The following is a 22,498-nucleotide window of genomic DNA, read 5'->3' on the forward strand; positions in this document are numbered from 1 at the left end:
TATACACCTATATTTCTATTCCATGTGTTGCTAATTTTTCATTATTTTTTAGTTTCTTTTCTGTTTTTTCCAAACTACCCTGCACAATACCATTTCTTTCACCTGTTTCCTTATATACATATAATGGTTGAAGTTTTATTTTTTCATTTTCATCTTTCACCATCTCGTGTATTGTCATAACTTTTCGTGTCTTATCCCTTAATCTTCCCAAATGAACCACTATATCTATTGCTGCTCCAATCTGTGATTTTATTGCTTCAAGTGGTATATCAATTCCTGTCAAAACCATGTTTTCAAGTCTGTACATCATATCTTGTGCAGAATTTGCATGACCTGTACACATTGAACCGTCATGCCCTGTATTCATGGCCTGAAGCATATCCACCGCTTCTGCGCCTCTTACTTCTCCCACGATTATTCTGTCCGGTCTCATTCTCAAAGCTGTCTTTATTAAATCTCTGATTGTTATTTCATTTTCACCCTCAGTATTCGCCTGCCTTGTTTCCATTCGTACCAAATTATCAGTATTGAGCAATTGTAATTCTGCCGAATCCTCTATCGTAATAATTCTCTCATCCTGCGGAATATAATTGGACAATGCATTTAAAAATGTAGTCTTGCCTGAACCTGTTCCTCCACTTATAAAAATGTTGTATCCACCCTCTACAAGTTTTTTAAGAAAATCGGCTGCCTCTTTTGTGATAGAACCCCATTTAATCAAATCTTCCATTGTTATCTGGTCAGCCGGAAATTTTCTAATTGTTACTGCGGCTCCATCAATCGCAACAGGGGGCAAAACCACGTTTACTCTTGAGCCGTCAGGCAATCTTGTATCCACTATAGGATCAGTCTGATTTACCCTTCTATTTGTTGCTGAAACAATCTGCTGAATTACGTCCTCTAACCTTTCTACCGAAGGAAATTTCCCATCTATTTTTACAATTCGGCCAAATTTTTCTGCATAAATATTGTCCACTCCATTAATCATAATTTCAGAAATATTATCATCTGCCAAAAGTTCCTCTAAAATTCCAAGTCCTCTGATTGAATCATACAATTGTCTATGTATCTCCCATCTGTCATAAAGTGGCATAAGTCTGCACTTGGCAACTCCTGCAATAACATAATCAATTATTTCATGAAGTTCTTCATCATTAGGATTTCTTGTCATGTCTATCTCTTCAATTATTTTTTCACGCAATTCTTCTAAATCAACTTTTGTTTTCAAGCCACTTCCTCTTTTAACAGTTTTCTTATAAAATCACCTAAACTACCCCAAATCTGCTTATCAAAATAATCTTCATCCCATTGGTTTTCATTACAAATAGGCAATTTTACCTTAACAATCTTATCTAACAACTCTTCCTGCTCTGTTTTAAATATAAATTCTTCAAATTCAGATATTTTCATAAGCGACATTCGGTCATCATTCATTGGCATATAAATTACGTTGCAAAACTCCAACACTTCATAAATGTCTTTAACCATATTGCTTAAATCTAAAATTATCGTCTTGTACATTCCTGAATTAATAATTGCCTGTATCATTCCCAGCCAAACGCTACTGTCTAAACTTCTCAAGTCATTAGAAAACATCGAAGGCGGTATATAATCCATTTCATTTATGCTGTTAACTATCGCTTTAAGTTTTAATGGTAACGACTCCGGATTCTGCTTGTAAAAATACATTAAATCAGACAAATCTCCGCTGTACTCTTTATTAAAAATCTTTGATAAAGCCGAAAACTCTTCCATATTTATATACAGGGTTTCTTTCTCTTTCGCTAAAACCTGTCCTAAAGTAATTGCAAATGTGGTCTTTCCACTTCTGCCAATTGGCGAATACACTCCAATTACTTCAACATCATCAACCAAAACTGACCCGACGCCTTCCGCAGTGCTTATATCGACATAATAATTTATTACTTCTCTTATAATATTTTCTGAAGATTGATATTTATAAATCGATGCATAACTTATATATTCGGCAAATACGTTACCATCCGTCAGCAAAATTATCTTTCCAATATTATATTCAGCAATATCATGCGTCATTGCAGTTGCAGATATCAACAAAATATCTATCTCTCTTTTTTCTGCAAATTCCTTAAGTGCCTTTAATTCTGTAAATGCAACCGTGCGAAACGGTATTCCTCTTTTGTCACTTATGTACTCCATAAGCGAATTCGCATAGTTGCTATCAACATCGTAAATTCCCAGCATACCTGTTTTCATTTATTTTGTTCCTTTCTATATACTTTTTGTTGTTTTTAGTGTACTCACATTATATATGCATATTTTCAAATTGTCTATACCTTTTTATAATTTTTTCTATTTTTCTTTTTGAATTTTACTGTTGACTATAAATTTCACTGTGTTATACTGATGTAGTATTGAATACTACATGTTATGTTTTGGAGGTGTCAAATGGCTAAAAGAATTAAATTAGACGACAGAGAACTCCCTGATTACACAAAAGGGGAAGAGATTTTTAATATGGTATCCCACATTGTTGGGGGAGCATTGGGCATAGCAGCTATGGTATTATGTATTATTATGGCAGCTAAACATGGAAGTGCTATCGGTGTAATAAGTAGTATCATTTATGGAATTACTCTTATTGACTTATATGCAATGTCCAGTATTTATCACGGTTTGAAACCGGGCAAAGCCAAAAAAGTTATGCAGGTTCTTGACCATTGCACTATTTACTTTTTAATTGCAGGAAGTTATACTCCTGTACTACTTGTTGCAATGATGCCTAAATATCCTGTTATCGCATGGGTTTTATTTGGTATTGTCTGGGGTTGTGCAGTAGTTGCATGTACGCTTACTGCTATAGATTTAAAGAAATATAACGTATTTTCCATGATTTGCTATTTAGCCATGGGATGGTGCATAATATTCTTTATAAGACAGACATTTGAAGTTATGGGAATGGGTGGAGTTGTATTACTTGTTTCCGGTGGAATTGCTTATACTGTTGGTGCTGTTCTATATGGTCTTGGAAAAAACCACAGATATATGCACTCTATCTTCCATTTATTTATTTTACTTGGAAGCATCCTTCACTTTTTTGCAATTTTACTTTATGCGTTACCACAATAATTTTCTGACGCTTTAATGTGAATTTTGTCTATTTTTCAATCACGTTATTTTTTATTTTGTCATATAGATATATTAAGAAAATAGTCGGATTTGAAAATGATTTATAATTATATACCCGTTTATATACAGCAAAGTTCACTTAGTGAAGGCTTTTTTATCAAGATGGATTCTTCTTTTTCTAACAAAATTGATTATGTTAAGGAAATGTACCCTAAAGCTTTTGCAAAAATTCAAAGTACTATAGAAGAAGAGTGCGATAAAATGGATTATGTCGGCAGTCCTATGTACGACGAATATCCTGATAAAACCAGACTTTTAGGTATCAGGGATAGAATTTTTGAGATTGTTCATATGGAAAATGCAGCCTGCGAAAATGATGTCTGCATAATATATCCCGAAGATGATTGGTTAAAAGATACAATTATGGTTCTTCTTTTATATGAAATTCAAAGAAGAAATCAATAGTAAATGACGTGCTTGTTTTTACAAGCGATAAAATTTAATTCATATAATACACAAAAACAGGGAGATAAGAACTTTATCTCCCTAAAAAAATAATGATTCGCATTTTAAGCTGCCAAGTGCTCAAAATAAAGGTTCACATTCAAAGTAGTGAAGCACTTAAATTAAAAGTTTGCACTCAAAGTAACGACGTGCTTAAATCTAGCAAGTATTCTTGCCTATTTACATTGTATGCAATTATTATTAATTTTGCCACTATAAATATTCTGCGACTTCACTCCTGAGTTTTTCCTCTATTTCTATTATTTGTTTTGCCATTTCTTTAGCATTTTTTTCAGCTTTTTCATATTGGTTTAAATATTTGTGCAAAGATTTAATTCCCATATTGCAACCATCTGTAATCAAATCCGCAATTGTAGCATCTCCGCTTTCCATTGTTGTTTTTACACCTGTTTTCACACGAGACATTCCTTTTGCTATTGGATTTGGTTCTTTTTCAAAAGCTTCTCTTTCATTTAACATATCATGAATTTGATTTCCTAGACTTTCATGATGCGATTTGCTTTCTTCTAGTACATTTTTCAACTGCTGACTTCCTACTTTATCAAGCATATTGTCTATTGACGCTACCGCCATTTTGGTCCCGGCATCGCATTCCTGCAACAACTTTATTGTATCAATACTTTTCATTTTCTAAATCCTTTTTATTTTTATATTAACCAAATTTAGAAAATTTATTAAATTTATCGACGTCTATCATAATGAAAAACAATTTATACTTTGCGTCATTTAATTTGGATAATTCCCTCTTTTGTATTCGCATATCTCTTTTCTATGCAGTTAAAATATGTGCAAATTATAAATCCACTTCTATAATTCTATTTGATTTTTTATAGCGAGTATATTTTACACCTGCAGCGTCCATCATTCGTTTCGACGCCTTTACCCCTGGCGTATCTCCATATTTGTCCTGATCGTAAATAACTTCTTTTATTCCACATTGGATAATTGCTTTTGCGCATTCATTACAGGGAAATAATGTCACGTATATTTTTGCTCCTTCTAAACTTCCACCTCGGTAATTTAATATTGCATTCAATTCACTATGTGTTGTGTAAAAATATTTATTGTCATACGGGCTGTCACTTTCACGATTCCATGGAAATTCATCATCGTCACATCCCACAGGAAGTCCGTTGTATCCCATAGATAAAATCTTATTATCCTGACTTACTATGCATGCTCCAACCTGAGTATTCGGGTCTTTTGAACGCATAGATGATAAATATGCAACGCCCATAAAATATTCATCCCAGGATATATAGTCTTTTCTTTTATAATTTCGCATACATATACCTCCTTGTTGTCATAAAACCTATAAGCACGCGCATGCGCGCTTCAGTCCTTCTTCTTTCTAAATAAGCACTGCACCTCAATTCCGCTTCGCTTCATTTCGGTCGCGCGCATGCGCGCTATATCAATAAGCAAAAATACGTTTTCTTTTGTGCTAGCACAAGAAAACGTATTTTTACTTATTGATGCAGTGCTTATTTAGTTCCGAATATTCTGTCTCCAGCGTCTCCTAATCCTGGTACTATATAGCTGTGTTCATTTAATTTTTCGTCTAATGCTCCGATAAACATGTCAACATCAGGATGTGCTTCCTGCATTGCTTTTACTCCTTCAGGAGCTGCTATGATACACATAAATTTGATATTTTTTACACCTTTATCTTTTAACATCTGAATTGCTGCTACAGATGAACCACCTGTTGCTAACATTGGGTCTACTACAAATACATCTCTGTTTTCACAATCTTCAGGTAATTTACAGTAGTATTCAACAGGTTTTACTGTTACAGGGTCTCTATAAAGTCCGATATGTCCTACTTTTGCTGATGGAATCATTGCTAACATTCCGTCTACCATTCCTAAACCGGCTCTTAAGATAGGAACTATTGCTAACTTCTTTCCACCTAATTCTTTTACTGTTGTTTTGCAAATTGGTGTATCAATTTCAACATCTGTTAATTCTAATTCTCTTGTTGCTTCATATGTAATAAGCATTGCAATTTCACTAATTAACTGTCTGAAATCTTTTGTTCCTGTTTCCTTTCTTCTGATAATTCCAATCTTGTGCTGAATCAATGGGTGATCCATTACCATTGTCTTTGCCATTTATTACTTCCTCCATCTTTTTTAGCTTAATTTTGGTACTCTTAATTTGTAAACCAATTTTCTCATTAATTCATTCAATGAATCATATAACTTGCCATATTCCTGCAATTCTCCACCATAAGGGTCCGCAATATTTCCTGACTCATTTATAAATTCTTTGAATGTGTAAACATTCTGTGCCTCCGCATATTCTTCATATACAGTAGGCTTTAAACTTTCTTCAAATACTAAAACTAACACATCTTTTCCAAAGTCCGATTCACTTAATTGTTGTGATGCATATCCCTTTACGTCTAAATCTTTTGCCGCTGCTATCGCTTCAACTTTCTGATTTATCGGCTCCGGGAACAATACAATCAAGCCTCTGGATTCAATCTCAATTGGTTCTATTGGCATCTTCTGTCTTAAAATGGCCGCTGCCAACGGACCTCTTGATGTATCATCTTTCGTTACGAAGATAATCTTTGAATAATCCATTATGCCTCCAAATATACTATAAGTTTATTATGTTATAACCTGCTGCCTTAGTAAGTCTGTTCATAATCGCATCACCTACATCTTTTCTGGAAAATGTTTCTCCAAAAATAAACTGAGCTTCCATCTTATCAAAATCTCTCAGTGCTTTAAACAAATGATTTGCAATTGTTTCAGGCTTGTCCAAGTCCCCTAGAGACACTATAACTACTCCATCATTTACCTTTCCTTCATAAAAATGTTTATTCTGGTCTGATGTAAGTATTCCCGTAACGTATCCCTGTGAATCCTTTTCATTGGCAACTTTAATTATTTCATTCGCAACCTTTTCTTCTTCTCCATCGTACATTCGAAAATCAGCTTTAGGTGCGTAATGCCTATATTTCATACCTGGAGCCTTCGGTCTAAGTCCGTCCGTAGGCTTTGTAAGAATCGCCTTATCCGTTTCTACTTGGTCTATTACCTCTTTTAACATTTCTTTTGTAATAAATCCTGGGCGCAAAATCATAGGCGGCTCAACTGTTACGTCAATAATCGTTGACTCCAACCCCATTCCTACCATTCCACCGTCAATAATCATATCAATTCTGCCATCCATGTCATCAATAACATGTTCTCCTAATGTAGGACTTGGCTTTCCTGATAAATTTGCACTTGGTGCTGCTATGCTAACACCTGCTTCTTTTATAAGCGCCTGTGCAATCGGGTGATTTGGCATTCTTATAGCAACTGTATCCAATCCTCCCGTTGTGTCCTTTGGAACAATATCACTTTTATTAAAAATAAGTGTCATTGGACCCGGCCAAAAAGCATCCATAAGTTTCTTTGCCACTTCCGGAATCTCTTTTACCAACGGTTTAAGCATCTCTTCATTTGCTATATGTGCAATTAATGGATTGTCGGACGGTCTGCCCTTTGCCGCATAAATCTTCTTAGCTGCCTCTTTATTTAATGCATTGGCACCCAATCCGTATACAGTCTCTGTAGGGAATGCTACAAGTCCACCTTCTCTTATTATTTCTCCAGCTTTTTTAATTGATTCATTATCAATATTTTCTGAATTCATTTTTACAATTAAAGTATCCATTTTTTGCCTCTTTTACTGAATTTTTCTAAATTCTACGTAAGCCCATACTCATTTTTTATAATACCATATATAGTACTAAATTACAAATATTATGATGTATTGCAAATGTTTTGCAGGGCATTGTATTTAATGCAAAATTTGCTTTTTCATATAGACTACAGCTTTTATATCAATAATAAAATATTGTTTTTTTGCACTAAAAAATCGGTGCGACAGGATTCGAACCTGCGACCTCTGCGTCCCGAACGCAGCGCTCTACCAAACTGAGCCACGCACCGATTAAAAAATTTTTCTTAATGTATTTTATCTTTTATATTTTATCATATATATTAGTATTTTCAAGTTCAATCATACCGTAATCAGGCAAAAAATTCTATACTTAAAGGTTCACAATTCCTTTAAATATAGAATTTATTATTATAAATTATTAAAAGCTTTTCACCTATTCCTTTTAATAACCACCACTCCCCCTGCAATCATTACCAACCCAACTGTTGCCAATATGACTGCTATAGCTCTGTCCTGACCTGTTTGTGGAAGTTTGTTGTCATATTTAGCTGTTGTTGTTTGATCATTTTCTTTGCTTTGCTTTTCAGATGTATTTCCTTTGTTTTTTCTTTTACGCTCATCTTTTTTACTTTCCTGTTCTTTGCTTTCTATGTTTTTTGATATGCTTTTAGGTTCCACATCTATGCTTTGTTGTAATTCATTATTGTCATTTATATATGGAATTGCAATTATCTGCGGAACAAATTCATACATTTTATCCTGTTCCACACAAGCATCAATAAGCATTAAATACATACCATCTTTTGCTTTTTCATATTTCATTTTTCCCTGTTCATTTGTTGTTCCTACATAATCTGCCGATATTCCATCTAAACTAATATAACCTGAAATCGTATTTGCAATTTTGCTCAGGTCGTAATTATTTTTTATGTCATTTACTTCAATCGGATATTTTGCAAATGCCCCTGAAAGAATATATTCATCATTTTCGTTTTTTTCTGCAATTTTATAAATTCTAACTTCTCTATCTGCAAATATGACATTTTCATTTTTAAGAGCAATGTTTATTTCATACTGATTGTTTTCAGTCTGAGCTGCTTTTATTTTATTATTTGATATAATTCCAACCTGTATAACAGCCATAAATATCATTAATGCCATTACAATTTTCTTATATGCTTTAGATTTTAAATTTTTATACGCACAAATTATTGTGTTTTTTATTGCTTTCTCTCTCATATTCATACACCCTCTTTCCTTTATTTACGCACACTGCAAATGTTATTACAAATAATGTCATTATAATCAACACCAAAGCCAGTGCTATTATTACTACTTTCCACGGATTTACTTTTTGTTCATTGTCTGATTTTTCTGCTTTATCTTCGTCTATTCGTATCCCTTTTACCAATAGTCTGTGTGTATTAACAGCATATGGCGTACATGTAACCAGAGTCACATAATCTTTATCTTTTTCAATACTTAATTTTGAAATGTCTTCAGGTTTTACTACTGAAATTTCTTCCACCTGATAAAATAATTTTTTATTTAATACTGTAATTTGAAATTTGTCACCAATTTCCATTTTATCCAAATCAGTAAATAATTTTGCATTTGGCAACCCTCTGTGAGCTACAAGTACGGCGTGTGTACTTTCTCCTCCTACAGGTAAAGATGAACTTTCCAAATGCCCTACATATTTACTTAGTACTTCATCTGTAGTCCCATGCTTTATTGGAATTTTCACCTTAATCTTTGGTATGGAAATATAACCCATGCTTCCTGAATCGTCTACATTTAAAATGTCGGCATATTTATTTTCTTCTTGGTTTTTATATTCTAAATTATCTTTTGTCAGATTTTCATTATATAAATTAGCCTCATTTAATATACTTTCTGACTTTTTATTCTCCATTTTTTTCATTAGCTCATCATATTGTTCAGTCGCTTTTGTTGCATCCATTTGGTTTACATAACTACTAACTACCGGATATAGTAACACGGAGAAACCTATCAAAAAAATTATAACTAATACTATCGTTGTCGTTTTTCTTTTCATAACTATCTCCCTATTGCCATTTTTAGTTTATTTGGGAGTCAAAAGTTAAAGGCTTTAATCTTCATATGCAAGATTAGCTTTATAGTTAAGCTTATAGAGGATTCGAACCGATACAAACTTATAATCTTTATATGAAAGATTACCTTTAACCTTTGCCCCAATATTTGTCTTAGGTTTATTTTTAATATTCTATAGTTCAAAATTTTTCATATGAAATTTAAAAAATATATTTTGGGAAACAGTTTATCATCTTTCTTTAACTGTTTTTCTTCTAATTACATAAACACCTGTCGCAGCGCCTAACATAATTATTAATCCGCCTGCTACAAATAATGCTGTTCCCATTCCACCTGCAGTTGGAAGTGTTGCTCCTTTTTTATTTTCAACTGTAACCTTTTTGTATCCGTTTTCTTTTTCTATATCTGTTGTAATTTCTGTTTTGTCGGCTGTGATTGTGTATATTCCACTGGCTGCATTTACAACAATTTCAATTGGCTCTAATAATTTTTTGTAACCTGACGGAGCCATAGTTTCTACCAAATAATATTTTCCGGCTTTTAATCCTTCAAATGAAGCAATTCCATTTTCATTAGTTACAATCTCTTTGATTGCATCACCTTTGCATTCCTTATTATCGTATAACTTAAACTTTGCATTCTTAAGTTTTACTGCATTATTATCTTTATCAATCTTTTCGATGGCTACGCCAAATGTATAAACAATTTTTTTGTCATCATCATTTCCAAATCCCGGAGTGTTTTGTGTTGGTCTGTCAGTATTTTCAGAATTATATGTTGTTCCATCAAATGGTGAGTTTTTGTAAACGTAATTTACAATATTTTCATTTCCAACTGCTGTTCCGACTTTAGCTTTTTCATTTAATGTTGCCTTGTATTCTACCGTCACGGTTGTATATGTTTTAATTTTTCCGTAATTAAAATCTACATAAAATTTCTGTCCTTCATGTTTTACTGTGTACTCATTTCCATTTATTAAACCTTTTGAATTTTCTCCATTTTCACCTTTAACTACAATAGAATTTATATCTATTGTTAGTCCCTCTGAAAGTTCATCTCCTATATATAATGTAGTATCTGTTGCACCTTTCGGATAAACAGGAACTGCTGCACTTAATTTATATGTGATAACATCCCCTACACTTGCTGTCTGTCTGTTTCCATCAGTCGCAGTGCCATTTATAATATTTTTTTCTACAGTAGGCTTACTTACCTTCATTTTTACCGAATACTGTTCATATATTTTATATTCATCATTTTCAACAAATGGCTCAACCTCTGCTGTAACAGCCTGATAAATGTATGCCCCGTTTGTGTTTCCACTTCCAACAATAATGTACTGTCCCATTGCTACAGCTTCAAATTCAGCTTTTTCTTCGTTTGAAATGTTTGTAGATACATATTCAGGGTTAACACTATTTGTTCTTACATAAGAAGCAAATTTTCCTAACACTTCTTTTAATTTTGTTTCGTTTAGTTTAACGTAATCATCTACTGTCATTGTTTTGTATTCTGTATTTGCAGCCGTAAACTGTTCAAATGTCGCCGTAAAATTTCGGTTTATTGTATTTGTATCTTTGTCATAAATGGTTTCAACTACTTTATATGCATTTAACACATCATTTTCATTTCCTGTTAAAACATTTATCTTTACTGTTTCTCCTCCATTTACAACATTAGCTTTTGTACCGTCTGTCTTTGTTGTTGTGGCAAATACAGCTACATTTAATGCAACCATAATAGAAAATGCCATTACAACTGCTAAAAGTTTTGATACTTTTTTCATTTAATGCTCCTTTTTTATTTATTTGTAATCACATTTGTTTTTATAAATTCAAATGTGGTACATGCTTTTTGCTTTAGAAAGTTTTCATATATTCTATTCTTACTTTCCATCATTCTATTAGAAAATTTTATTTTATTTTCTGCAAACAACCAACTAAAACACTTACGGCACACAACATAATTATTAGGCCGATTTTTACAAACGGTTCACTACCTATACCTCCGGCATCCGGCAATTCATATATTTTTGTGTTTGTTATTGTATAAGTTGTGCTTGCATTTTTTGTTGCAGTAGCCTGATTTGTTTTTGATGTAAATTCTGAAGCAAATCCCGCAACACTAATTTCTTTTACACTATAGGTAAACTGATTTCCTATTGTATCTCTTGTAAGCAGCCCTTCTACGGATTCTTTCCATCCGTTTTCTTTTTTAACTGTAACTGTGTTAAAATATTCTGTTTTTTCTTCTGTGGAATCTTTATATTTGATTGTTCGATAGATTTCTACTTCTATGGAATCCGGAATCTGCTCCGTTCCTTTCCATTTTTTATATATATTTAAATCTATTAAGGGTCTGTCAATTTTACTTCCAAGAGGTGTCGTGCTAAATGATGCCCACACCTGATTTGTTCTTGGAACTCCTCCGTTATCCGGATACCTCATAAAATTTCCCAATGTAAAACTGAAAGCGTTAGACGTTGACTGTGGCATAATTGTAACTGAATTTTGAAGCCAATTATCAGGCACTTCAAATGTGCTGTCATAAATATCTCCACTCCACGGATTTGTTCCGCCGTTATAACCATACTGTGTTCCAAATCTGTTTCCGCTGTCTTTATACATTTCTACAATATTACTGCTCCATGGAATGGTATTTGAAAATTTTCCTGAATAAACATATGCTTTTACATTCTGCGGATTTTGTGGAACTACATATTCTGGTCCATAGTATGCTGCCGGATTTTCCCCTTCCTGAACATCCGCCGGATTAAGAGAATTTATTGTGTAATAATCAGCAACCGGACTGTCAACTGTTCCTATGTCATTTAGAACAATTTTGTTTCCAAATGTTCCATCTGTGTTTAAATAATAAAACTCCAAATCAACATGAAATTCTTTTACATTCTGCCATACCCAGCCACTATATAGCGATTTACTTATTTGAATTGTCGGATAATATGAATATGGTCCATAGTTATTTTTACCCCAATTCCATCCTTCTCCTACATTTCCTGTAGTTGTTGCATTTTTTGACGTTCTGTTTTTAAATGGTGTAACTTTTATATTTGCATAAGCTCCTACCGGCTTTCCATCGTATGTTCCAACTTCAAAATATTTGACTTTAAAATTCATTGTAGTTGTTTCTACATCCAAATCTTTATTTTTCCATCCGGCGTTCATATCTGTCTTATAATTGTTTGCATTAGGATTAGAACCTTTACATTGAATCGCTATCCCATTGTATTTATTACTAAATGAAGCGTATATTCCTTTTATCGCTCCATTCCATGTCCCATTCCATACATCGCCTTTCATACTTTCGCGACTTACGTCCTGATAAGCTCTGACTCCTTCTCCTGCCTCAACAATTTTTGCATTTCCATCTATATCTTTGACCTGAAGTCGATTGTACGGAAATACTTTGTCAGTTGATACTATCGTAGCGTCCGGCACAGGAATATCATTTGCCGCAAAATTTACTATAGACTCGGTTTTCTGACTGTTATTCACATCTGCATTTAGCATAACTGCTTCGCCTGCAAATGTCGTAGCACATATTAAACACATGCTTACTACTGCTATTATTTTTTTACTTTTTTGGATTATTTTTTTCATGATCATATCTCTCCCACTTTTATATTTGGCAATTGTATTTTCAATTAGATTTTGTCTTGTTTTTCTCTGCTTGTTATCATATGAAGCATTATTGCCAAATATTCCAAATTTAATTCCATAAAGTGGGATTTTTGCGAATGGGGATTATGAGATGGAATGCCTAGCACGGAACAATCCGTAGGCATCAAAGTCGTGGGGGCTTTTGAATCCGACATCTTATTTTATAATATTTACATCTTTACATCTCACAACAACTCTTGCCTGTCCATTAAATGTACATGTAAACAAGGTCAAATCATATTCCGTACTTATTACTTTTTCGACCTGTGTGGGCAATAAATTTTCCACACTTTCTACTTTATAGGAAAACGTGGAGTCGTTTGCGGATTTATATATAATTTCATCGCCTTTTCGCAAATATTTTATTTTTCCAAAATGCGTTGAATAATTGTGTGCAGCTAAAACAAATCCTGCGTTGCCCACACTTCCACTATATACGCACGGAGTTTTCTTTAACTGTTCGTATGACCATTTTTCATTTATTGGGAGTTTGATTTTTAGAGACGGAATAATTAATATTCCTACATATTTTTCACTTGAAAATTCTATGAATTTATCAGATTCAGAGTAACTATCTGTCAGATTAGATTTATTATCGCAATATCCAGATTCATTATTTTTGTTTTCCATATAGTTGATTATTTTTTCAGAAGATATACCTGCATTTCGATTTTCTATAGTATTTTTAATTGTCAGGGTGCCTGCTGTTCCAAGCAAAATGCACCCCATGACAATTGTAATTTTTGCTATAAATGTTTTTGGCTTTTTTAAATTTTTTCCTTTTTTTAATTTCATTTTATTTTTGCCTGCAACTTTTTTAACATTTTTCAATTTATTTTTTCAAATATTCTTCGATTCCTTTACATATCAGACCTGCCATTCTTTTTTGATACTCATCTGACGACAAATTATTTGCATCGTCCCAATTGCTTAAGAATCCACATTCCACTATTATTGTAGGGCATTTTGTATGTAACAGCATATAATAACTGGTGTTTTCCTTGATTTCTTTTTTATTGTTTATATTTATATTATCGTTTAATATTGTCTGCATTATTTTCGCCAGTTCCGTACCACCTGCAGAATTTCGATAATAAAATACCTGCGCTCCTTTTACATTTTCCGAAGTAAAACTATTTTGATGAACGCTTACAACTATTATTTTTTCATTTTCCAAATACTCTTTATTTATTATTTCACAGCGTTTTTCCATATCGGCCCTTTTTTTATTTCCATCCGATTCCTGATAAAGTCCGGTATCACTTTCCCTTGTAAGCACAACCTTTGCTCCTGTGTTTTTTAAAATTTCTTCTATGTACAGGCTTATGGATAGGTTAATATTTTTTTCAAGTGCATCATTTATACCTATTTTCCCGGGGTCAATTCCTCCATGCCCAGGGTCAATAACTATTGTGTAACCACTAAATGGTTTATGCTCTTGTTTCTTAGTTTCTTTATTATCGCTTTCCACGATTTTTTCCATATTACAGGCAATCATAGTAATCGACATCAGCAAAAGAAATGCCATAACCGCTTCAATTTTTATATTTCTTTTTAGTATTTCGTACATATTTGTAAAACTCGTTTTCATCCAATTAATTATATTCGTCATTTACTCTTTTCCGAATTATTCAATTCGATATTTGACTTTATACAAATATATGCAGTTAGCGATTAAAATATGATTATTTATTAATCAATTCATCCAAATAATTCTTTTCTATCTTCTGAGATGATTTGTATTGTCTTAAGCCTGCTTCATGCACAGCCATAACATCCTGAAGTAATTCATTTGATGACATACGAACTGCTCCCCTGCTCAACACAATCATTTGCTCAAGTCTGTCTGAGGTTGCAACCGTAACCTGATATTTTTTCCCGATTTCATTAGTTACTTTTTCAATATATGTGTCTGCCGTTTCCGCTTCTTTTGTATAGACAACATTTATATTGTTGTATTTTGAAACCTCTCCTATATTTCCCTTAACTTTGTATGCATCAAATACAAGTATTAACTCGCATTGCTTGTATCCCTGATAATTACTCATAATATCCATAAGTTTAAGTCTTGCCCCATCCAGATTGACCTGTGCAAGTTCATTTAATTCATTCCATGCAAATATTACATTGTAACCATCCACAAGCAAATATTTTTTCTCATTTTTCTTATTTTTGTTTTCCTTATAAACATATTCCTTCTGTGTTCTCTTTCCACTTCCCTGATTATCCGTATAACCAAATCCTGATTCATTCGCCAAACGTCTTTTAACAGGACCAAACTGTTTTTCAAATATTGCCTGTAATTCCTTGTCCTCTGCATAACTTGCACCCATTTGCCACTTTTTCCCTGGTTCAGGCTGCTTTACCGGTACAAATTTTTCCGGTTCTTCATAATCATTATCCTTTAAGTTATCAGTTGTTACATGTGCATAATCCTTTACTTTATCCCATTCAACATTAAATCCTGCACCATGAGCACAAAATACTGAACCTGTTGGATTCTCTACATCACGTTCACTGTCGTAATTAATATCCATAATGACTTCCGACGCATTGTGACAAGGCATATAACCCGCCAATTTGCAATATAGTCTTCCTCGTCCTCTTGTGTAAGTATTTACCGTTGTAATGTAACCACTCATAGTTGATACAGGTGCATACCCTGTAATTTCCGTAACCTCGCCATTTGTCTTCGGTGTTTCAAATTCCCCTTTCATCTGGCTTATATCATTCATCGCCCTACCCACATTTTCCGTAGGTACTTCCAATGTAAATTCATAATATGGCTCAAGCAAAATACTTTCTGCCTGTTTTAATCCATTTCGTACCGCCCTATAAGTTGCCTGTCTGAAATCTCCACCTTCAGTATGTTTTGCATGCGCTCTACCGCCAATAAGTGTTATCTTCATATCTGTAATGTGCGAACCTGTAAGAACACCAATATGCTGCTTTTCATACAAATGCGTAAGTATTAATCTTTGCCAGTTTTTGTCCAAATCATCTTCCTTACATGCAGTTTCAAACACCATACCACTACCCGGTTCTCCCGGCTCAAGAAGCAAATGTACTTCCGCATAATGTCTAAGCGGTTCAAAATGTCCTATTCCTTCCACCTTATTTTTGATGGTTTCCTTATACACAATGCTACCCTGTCCAAATGTCACATCTATATCAAATCTTTCCTTTATAAGACTCTGTAAAATTTCAATCTGAACATCTCCCATAAGTCTTGCATGAATTTCTTTCAAATTTTCATTCCACACAATATCAAGCTGCGGGTCTTCCTCTTCTAACTGCTTTAATTTGTTAAATGTACTATGAGCATCGCATCCTTCAGGTAAAATAATCTGATATGTCAAAACCGGCTCTAATACCGGAATACTCTCTCCTTCCTGATTTCCGATTCCCTGTCCCGGTCTTGTATTTTCGAGTCCTGTTACAGCACACACTTCGCCTGCTTTTACGCTATCTTTTGTCTCAAATTTGTTTCCTGAATAAATTCTAATCTGATTAACCTTTTCATCATTGATTACATCTTTAACTTTAAGTACTCCGCCTGTAACCTTCATATGTGTAAGTCTGTTTCCCTGACTGTCTCTTGATATTTTATATACCCTTGCTCCAAATTCATCCGAATAACTTTTATTCTTAGTAAGATTAGCCATTGCATTTAATAAAAGTTCAATGCCATCAAGCTTTAAAGCTGAACCAAAAAAGCATGGAAATACCTTTCTTTCTGCAATAAGATTAGTTATTTCCTCATTTGATATTTCACCTGTATCCATATAATTTTCAAGGGCATTTTCATCACATGTTGCAACATTTTCAAGAAAATTATCATCTGACTTCTCATAATCAGAAAAATCTACGCAATTTGTATCTAGTCTTGATTTCAAATTCTCCATTATATGATTTTTATCACTACCAGCTAAATCCATTTTATTAACAAATATAAATGTAGGGATGTTGTATCTTTTTAAAAGTTTCCACAAAGTTTCTGTATGCCCCTGAACTCCATCACTTCCGCTGACAACTAAGATTCCATAATCAAGAACCTGTAGTGTTCTTTCCATTTCCGCAGAAAAATCCACATGCCCCGGAGTATCAAGCAAAGTCATGTTTATTTCTTCATTTTCATTTTTCCACTTTAACTGTGCCTGCTTTGAGAATATTGTAATTCCACGCTCACGCTCAAGGGAATATGTATCCAAAAATGCATCTTTATGGTCAACTCTTCCTAATTTCCTTATGTTTCCTGTTGTATATAACAAAGCCTCTGACAATGTAGTTTTTCCTGCATCTACATGTGCCAAAATTCCTAATATCAATTGTTTCATACGCCTGTTCTCCTCTATATATCAAAATAAGTCAAGAACTCTGTTCTTCACATCATTCCTGACTTGATTTTTCGTTATTATTTACTGTTTAGTATATCTGTTAATTTTGCAAATTCTTCCAGCGTAAACGCTTCACCTCTTACGCTTTCTGATTTGCCCATTGAAACAAGTGCCTCTGTAACCTGTTCCCTTGTAAAATTTAATTCCGGTGAATTTTTCAATCCGTTAGCCAATGTTTTACGTCTTTGGTTAAATGAAGCACGTATAATCTTAAACATTAATTTCTCATTGCTTACTTTTACCTGAGTATCTTTGTGTCTTGTAAGTTTTATAACTGCAGAATCTACATTTGGCTTTGGCATAAAACATGATGCCGGAACCTTTAGCACTATATCTGCTGTTGCATAATACTGAACGGCTAATGATAAAGCTCCATAGTCCTTTGAACCGGGACCTGTTTTCATTCTGTCCGCGACTTCCTTTTGAACCATAATTGTAATGCTGTCAATTGGCACTCCACTTTCAAATAATCCCATTATGATAGGAGTTGTTATATAATAAGGCAAATTTGCAACAACCTTAATTGGCTTTCCGTCATTTCTTTCTTCTGCCAATTTCTTAATATCCACTTTTAAGACGTCTTCATTAATCACTTCTACGTTATTATATTCGCTTAAAGTATCCTGAAGTATCGGAATAAGTGACTTATCAATTTCCACTGCAACTACTTCTCTTGCATTTTCGCACAAATACTGTGTCATTGTTCCTATTCCCGGACCAATTTCTAATACAAAATCTTCTTTTGTAATATTTGCAGCACTTACAATATTTTCTAATATATTAGAATCAATTAAAAAATTCTGTCCGAATCTCTTTTGAAATGCAAATCCGTATTTATTTATTACTTCTAATGTTGCTTTCGGGCTTCCTAAATATGCCATTCTGTTTCCTCATTTTCTATATTAATCTGTCTACATCATCTAATCCGATTCCATATATTTTCTTTGCATTATTGCTTGTTATCTCTACAACTTCGTCAGGAGTTATTCCCTTTATTTCAGAAATTGCACTAACAATATACGGAATATTCAATGATGAATTTCTCTTGCCTCTGTTTGGTTCAGGTGATAAATATGGGCAGTCTGTTTCTAACACTAAATTTTCCATTGGAGCATATTCAACTACTTCACGTAATTTTCTCGCATTCTTAAATGTTATTACTCCTCCGATTCCCAGATAGAATCCCATATCAATGTATTCACGTGCCATTTCTTTTTCATATGAAAAGCAATGAACGATTCCTCCGATTTCTTCTGCCTTCGAAGCTTTCATAACATCTAAAGTATCTTTAGCTGCCTCTCTGCTATGAACAATTATCGGAAGCTCTGCTTCTCTTGCAAGTTCCATCTGCTTTTCAAACCAGGCAATCTGTTCATCTCTGTTATCATTCCAATGATAATCCAGTCCTATTTCTCCCACTGCAACAATCTTAGGTTTATAAATTGCGTGTTTCAACCAGTCAAAATCCTCATCTGTAAGACTTGCAACTTCGTCGGGATGAACTCCAAGCGCCCCATATACATTAGGGAATCTTCTTGTAAGACCAACTGTTGTTTTGCATGATGCAATGCTTGCTCCCACATTTACAATATATTCAATTCCTCTGTTTTGCATAGAATCTAATAGTTTTTCTCTATCTTTATCAAATGCTTCGTCATCATAATGTGCGTGTGTATCAATTATCATGATTCTTCCTCCACTCGTTGATTATCTTCAATTTATAATCATAATTTTGCAATCGTCATTTGCAGTGTCTCTCTAAAAAATCTGCAATCACCAAATTGAGGGGCTTTTGACCCCAACATTATATTTATAAAATCCATCTTTTTCCCGTAACATATCCTCACTCATTATACTCGAATAAAGAGTTGCTTGCAACACTTGTGACACTTACAATCATATTTCAAAACCAATCCTGATTAAAATAATTTTCATCTTATATACAAAGACCTTTGACGTACTTTTATTAAATTAAACCGGATTATGCATCGCCTCTTAATTTAATAATTTCCGTCAAAGGTCTCTTTTAATTTACTTTATTATTCATCATCGCCAGGTCTTTGTGTCCACCAGCAGGCTACTCCTGCTGCAACACATACAACAGCTAAAATAATAGCTACTATATTCATTGCCATAACACACACCTCCTATTACAAAAGATTTTATCTATGTAATAGTCAGCACTCTCTTTTTGCCATCCTGGTTGTGTATATAAACTATATTGTAATTCTTCCGTTTATTAAAAGTATATAAACCTGAAACACTCTTTACACTAACTCCTCCCGGAAATAAATTGTGTGAAAATATTGCTCCATAAATAAACGGTTGCTGATGTCTGTTTCTTGATTTTGCTTCTTTTGAAGTTCCATCTACAGTTCTTTTAATCTGTATTTGTGCATTTTTTTCAGAACACAGACATTCACTTTTAACTCTTTTTGCTTCCTGCTTAATACTTTCTGTATGAGCATAATCATTCTGATTTGCAAATACTGTGACAGCATAAGAAGAATAGCCTGAGCTAAAAATAATTGACAATAAAATGGCAATTGCAAATATTCTGTTTTTAATCCATTTATTTACTGTCATAACCTGCTCCCTTAAATACATCTTAAATAAACTTTCCAACAAATATTATTTTGTCGTTAAATACAATCTGACAAACAACTTGAATAATTTTCTTTTATTCAACCATTAAACATATTCTATTATATTTTAACAGATTTCACTTCCTGCAGGCATATCTTTGTCTAATGTCATTACTGAAAGGTTTCCATCATCATCTGCTGCTGCAAGAATCATTCCCTGTGATTCTACGCCACAAAGCTTGCAAGGTTTTAAATTTGTAATAACTGCAACCTTCTTACCAACCATTTCTTCCGGTTTGTAATATTTTGCAATACCTGATACAATCTGTCGTACTTCATTTCCAATACGAATCTGTGAAACTAAAAGTTTCTTTGCCTTTGGAACCGGCTCGCATTTTAATACTTCACCAACACGAATCTGTACTTTATCAAAATCATCAATTGTGATTTCTTCTTTTGGTTCAACTTCCGGATATTTTTCTTCCGGTGCTGCTTCTGCTTTCTGTTTTGCCTGAATTTCTTCTACCTTTGGCATTACATCTTTAATGTCTAATCTTGCAAATAAGATTTCCGGTTTTTCTGTAACCTTATTTCCTGATGGATATTTTCCAAATTCAGTCATATCATCAAATGCTCTTGCCTGTGTGTTTAACTGTTCAAGAATCTTCTTTGATGTTTCAGGCATGAATGGCTCTAAAAGACTTGCTCCTATTGTAATACTTTCAATTAAATTGTAAAGAACTGTTTCAAGTCTTGCCTTCTTTTCTTCATCCTTTGCTAATGCCCAAGGCATTGTTTCATCAATGTATTTATTGCATCTCTTAAACATTGTGAAGATTTCAGTAATTGCATCCGCAACCCTTAAATCGTCCATTTTATTAGATGCCTTAACCTGAGTTTCAAGAACAACTTTCTTTAAGTCTTCATCAACTTCTTCTGCAACACCTGCGTTATTTACAACACCGCCAAAGTATTTATTTGACATTGAAATTGTTCTGTTTACAAGATTTCCAAGTGTGTTTGCAAGGTCAGAATTCATTCTTTCAACCATTAATTCCCAAGTAATTGTTCCATCGTTTTCAAATGGCATTTCATGAAGAACGAAGTATCTTACTGCATCTACTCCAAATAAGCTTGCAAGGTCATCAGCATAAATGATGTTTCCTTTTGACTTGCTCATTTTTTCTCCACCCTGAAGTAACCATGGATGTCCAAATATCTGCTTTGGAAGTGGAACGTCTAATGCCATTAACATAATTGGCCAGTAAATTGTATGGAATCTTAAGATATCTTTTCCAATTAAGTGAAGGTCTGCAGGCCAATACTTCTTATATAATTCACCGTGATTTCCATCTACATCGTATCCAAGTCCTGTAATATAGTTTGATAACGCATCAATCCATACATAAATAACATGCTTTGGATCAAAGTCTACAGGAACACCCCATTTAAATGATGTTCTTGATACGCATAAATCCTGAAGACCCGGAAGAAGGAAATTGTTCATCATTTCATTTTTTCTTGATTCCGGCTGAATAAATTCAGGATGAGTATTTATATGTTCAATCAATCTGTCCGCATATTTGCTCATTCTAAAGAAATATGCTTCTTCCTTTGCAGGTGTACATTCTCTTCCACAGTCAGGACATTTGCCATCTACTAACTGTGATGTTGTAAAGAATGATTCACATGGTGTACAATACATTCCTTCGTATTCACCTTTGTAAATATCACCCTGATCATATAATTTTTTGAAAATCTTCTGAACCTGTTTTTCGTGGTCTTCATCTGTTGTTCTGATAAATTTATCATAAGATGTTCCTACCAAATCCCAAATTCGTCTGATTTCTCCTGATACTTCATCTACAAATTCCTTTGGTGTTACACCTTTTTCTGCTGCCTTTAATTCAACCTTCTGTCCATGTTCATCTGTTCCTGTCTGGAATCTTACATCATAACCCTGCTGTCTCTTATAACGTACAATGCTGTCTGCAAGGATTGCTTCGTATGTGTTTCCAATATGTGGCTTACCTGATGTGTAAGCAATGGCTGTTGTCAAATAATATGGTTTCTTTTCCATTTCAAATAAACTCCTTTTTTATTTATTCTAAAAACTCCCGAATATAGTTTCATAGGAATTGACAAAATCAACGAAAGTACAATTACGTTGCCTGTCGCCCGTAGTGGTACTAAATTAAAATAAGCACTCTCTTCTTTATGCAAAGACGAGAGTGCTTTAACTTCGTGGTACCACTTTACTTTATTCAGATATTAGTATCATTAATTACTGTATTCAAATACTATTCTTAATCCACTAACAAAACTATATCCAAATCTCATTTCACTTTAACGGGTGTATCCGTCACAGGTTTACTTTATGCTCGCCCATGCCGCTCCAAGTCCATCTTCCATAGTTCAACCTGTTGTCTGCTTTCACCTAATC

Annotated in this window: 20 protein-coding genes and 1 tRNA gene; 2 read left to right on the forward strand and 19 right to left on the reverse strand. The window is 33.7% G+C overall.

Going from position 1 to position 22,498, the window contains the following annotated elements:
• Positions 1 to 7: 7 nt before the first annotated feature.
• Both N5B56_RS12260 and N5B56_RS12265 read right to left on the reverse strand, forming a co-directional pair.
• Positions 8 to 1,228: a TadA family conjugal transfer-associated ATPase gene (locus N5B56_RS12260; protein ID WP_487318533.1), complete on the reverse strand. Its 1,221-nt coding sequence runs from the start codon at positions 1,226 to 1,228 to the stop codon at positions 8 to 10.
• Complete coding sequence (locus N5B56_RS12265) at positions 1,225 to 2,235, reverse strand: P-loop NTPase family protein (protein WP_260979086.1); 1,011 nt, start codon at positions 2,233 to 2,235, stop codon at positions 1,225 to 1,227. Before N5B56_RS12265 ends, N5B56_RS12260 begins: the two co-directional genes overlap by 4 nt.
• Positions 2,236 to 2,427: 192 nt before the next feature.
• On the opposite strand from N5B56_RS12265, the gene trhA reads away from it, so the two are divergent.
• Both trhA and N5B56_RS12275 read left to right on the forward strand, forming a co-directional pair.
• Positions 2,428 to 3,108 (forward strand): PAQR family membrane homeostasis protein TrhA, encoded by a 681-nt coding sequence (gene trhA, locus N5B56_RS12270; RefSeq protein ID WP_022089452.1) that lies wholly within the window; start codon positions 2,428 to 2,430, stop codon positions 3,106 to 3,108.
• 96 nt (positions 3,109 to 3,204) lie between these two features.
• On the forward strand, positions 3,205 to 3,573 hold the full coding sequence (locus N5B56_RS12275; protein WP_022089451.1) for a hypothetical protein: 369 nt from the start codon (positions 3,205 to 3,207) through the stop codon (positions 3,571 to 3,573).
• 252 nt (positions 3,574 to 3,825) lie between these two features.
• Here N5B56_RS12275 and N5B56_RS12280 read toward each other — a convergent pair whose 3' ends face one another.
• The 17 genes from N5B56_RS12280 to metG all read right to left on the reverse strand — a co-directional run bounded on the left by N5B56_RS12280 (position 3,826) and on the right by metG (position 22,135).
• Entirely contained in the window at positions 3,826 to 4,260 is a 435-nt protein-coding gene (locus tag N5B56_RS12280) for a hypothetical protein (protein WP_022089450.1), read from the reverse strand.
• A 166-nt stretch (positions 4,261 to 4,426) separates the two neighbouring features.
• Positions 4,427 to 4,918, reverse strand: a complete 492-nt coding sequence (locus N5B56_RS12285; protein ID WP_260979087.1) for a deoxycytidylate deaminase — start codon at positions 4,916 to 4,918, stop codon at positions 4,427 to 4,429.
• 199 nt (positions 4,919 to 5,117) lie between these two features.
• Positions 5,118 to 5,747 (reverse strand): uracil phosphoribosyltransferase, encoded by a 630-nt coding sequence (upp, locus tag N5B56_RS12290; RefSeq protein WP_022089448.1) that lies wholly within the window; start codon positions 5,745 to 5,747, stop codon positions 5,118 to 5,120.
• A gap of 21 nt (positions 5,748 to 5,768) precedes the next feature.
• The gene (locus tag N5B56_RS12295; RefSeq protein WP_022089447.1) at positions 5,769 to 6,224 is read right to left on the reverse strand and encodes an arsenate reductase/protein-tyrosine-phosphatase family protein; all 456 of its coding nucleotides are present in this window, start codon (positions 6,222 to 6,224) and stop codon (positions 5,769 to 5,771) included.
• A gap of 16 nt (positions 6,225 to 6,240) precedes the next feature.
• Positions 6,241 to 7,308: an L-threonylcarbamoyladenylate synthase gene (locus N5B56_RS12300; protein WP_022089446.1), complete on the reverse strand. Its 1,068-nt coding sequence runs from the start codon at positions 7,306 to 7,308 to the stop codon at positions 6,241 to 6,243.
• Positions 7,309 to 7,512: 204 nt separating this feature from the next.
• Positions 7,513 to 7,586: transfer RNA gene (locus tag N5B56_RS12305), tRNA-Pro, on the reverse strand.
• A gap of 160 nt (positions 7,587 to 7,746) precedes the next feature.
• Positions 7,747 to 8,556, reverse strand: coding sequence for an LPXTG cell wall anchor domain-containing protein (locus N5B56_RS12310; protein WP_260979088.1), 810 nt, complete (start codon positions 8,554 to 8,556; stop codon positions 7,747 to 7,749).
• Positions 8,513 to 9,376 carry a class C sortase gene (locus N5B56_RS12315; RefSeq protein ID WP_260979089.1) on the reverse strand — a complete coding sequence of 288 codons (864 nt, stop codon included), beginning with the start codon at positions 9,374 to 9,376 and terminating at the stop codon, positions 8,513 to 8,515. The genes N5B56_RS12310 and N5B56_RS12315 overlap by 44 nt, the downstream gene beginning before the upstream one ends.
• A gap of 246 nt (positions 9,377 to 9,622) precedes the next feature.
• Entirely contained in the window at positions 9,623 to 11,179 is a 1,557-nt protein-coding gene (locus N5B56_RS12320; RefSeq protein WP_260979090.1) for a SpaA isopeptide-forming pilin-related protein, read from the reverse strand.
• Between the two features lie 127 nt (positions 11,180 to 11,306).
• A complete protein-coding gene (locus tag N5B56_RS12325; protein WP_260979091.1) occupies positions 11,307 to 13,013 on the reverse strand; it encodes a Cna B-type domain-containing protein in 1,707 nt (568 codons plus the stop codon).
• Positions 13,014 to 13,229: 216 nt separating this feature from the next.
• The gene (locus tag N5B56_RS12330) at positions 13,230 to 13,868 is read right to left on the reverse strand and encodes a sortase (RefSeq protein WP_022089432.1); all 639 of its coding nucleotides are present in this window, start codon (positions 13,866 to 13,868) and stop codon (positions 13,230 to 13,232) included.
• 37 nt (positions 13,869 to 13,905) lie between these two features.
• A complete protein-coding gene (locus N5B56_RS12335; RefSeq protein WP_260979092.1) occupies positions 13,906 to 14,685 on the reverse strand; it encodes an N-acetylmuramoyl-L-alanine amidase family protein in 780 nt (259 codons plus the stop codon).
• Between the two features lie 73 nt (positions 14,686 to 14,758).
• Positions 14,759 to 17,410, reverse strand: a complete 2,652-nt coding sequence (locus N5B56_RS12340) for a translation factor GTPase family protein (protein WP_260979093.1) — start codon at positions 17,408 to 17,410, stop codon at positions 14,759 to 14,761.
• Positions 17,411 to 17,487: 77 nt separating this feature from the next.
• Positions 17,488 to 18,351 (reverse strand): 16S rRNA (adenine(1518)-N(6)/adenine(1519)-N(6))-dimethyltransferase RsmA, encoded by an 864-nt coding sequence (gene rsmA / locus N5B56_RS12345; RefSeq protein ID WP_117910746.1) that lies wholly within the window; start codon positions 18,349 to 18,351, stop codon positions 17,488 to 17,490.
• A 16-nt stretch (positions 18,352 to 18,367) separates the two neighbouring features.
• Entirely contained in the window at positions 18,368 to 19,156 is a 789-nt protein-coding gene (locus tag N5B56_RS12350; RefSeq protein ID WP_022089426.1) for a TatD family hydrolase, read from the reverse strand.
• 480 nt (positions 19,157 to 19,636) lie between these two features.
• On the reverse strand, positions 19,637 to 20,056 hold the full coding sequence (locus N5B56_RS12355; protein WP_260979094.1) for a hypothetical protein: 420 nt from the start codon (positions 20,054 to 20,056) through the stop codon (positions 19,637 to 19,639).
• 126 nt (positions 20,057 to 20,182) lie between these two features.
• Positions 20,183 to 22,135 (reverse strand): methionine--tRNA ligase, encoded by a 1,953-nt coding sequence (gene metG, locus N5B56_RS12360; RefSeq protein ID WP_260979095.1) that lies wholly within the window; start codon positions 22,133 to 22,135, stop codon positions 20,183 to 20,185.
• Positions 22,136 to 22,498: the final 363 nt, after the last annotated feature.

The sequence above is a fragment of the Eubacterium album genome (assembly GCF_025336545.1).
GTDB classification, from domain to species: Bacteria; Bacillota; Clostridia; order Lachnospirales; family Lachnospiraceae; genus Eubacterium_U; species Eubacterium_U album.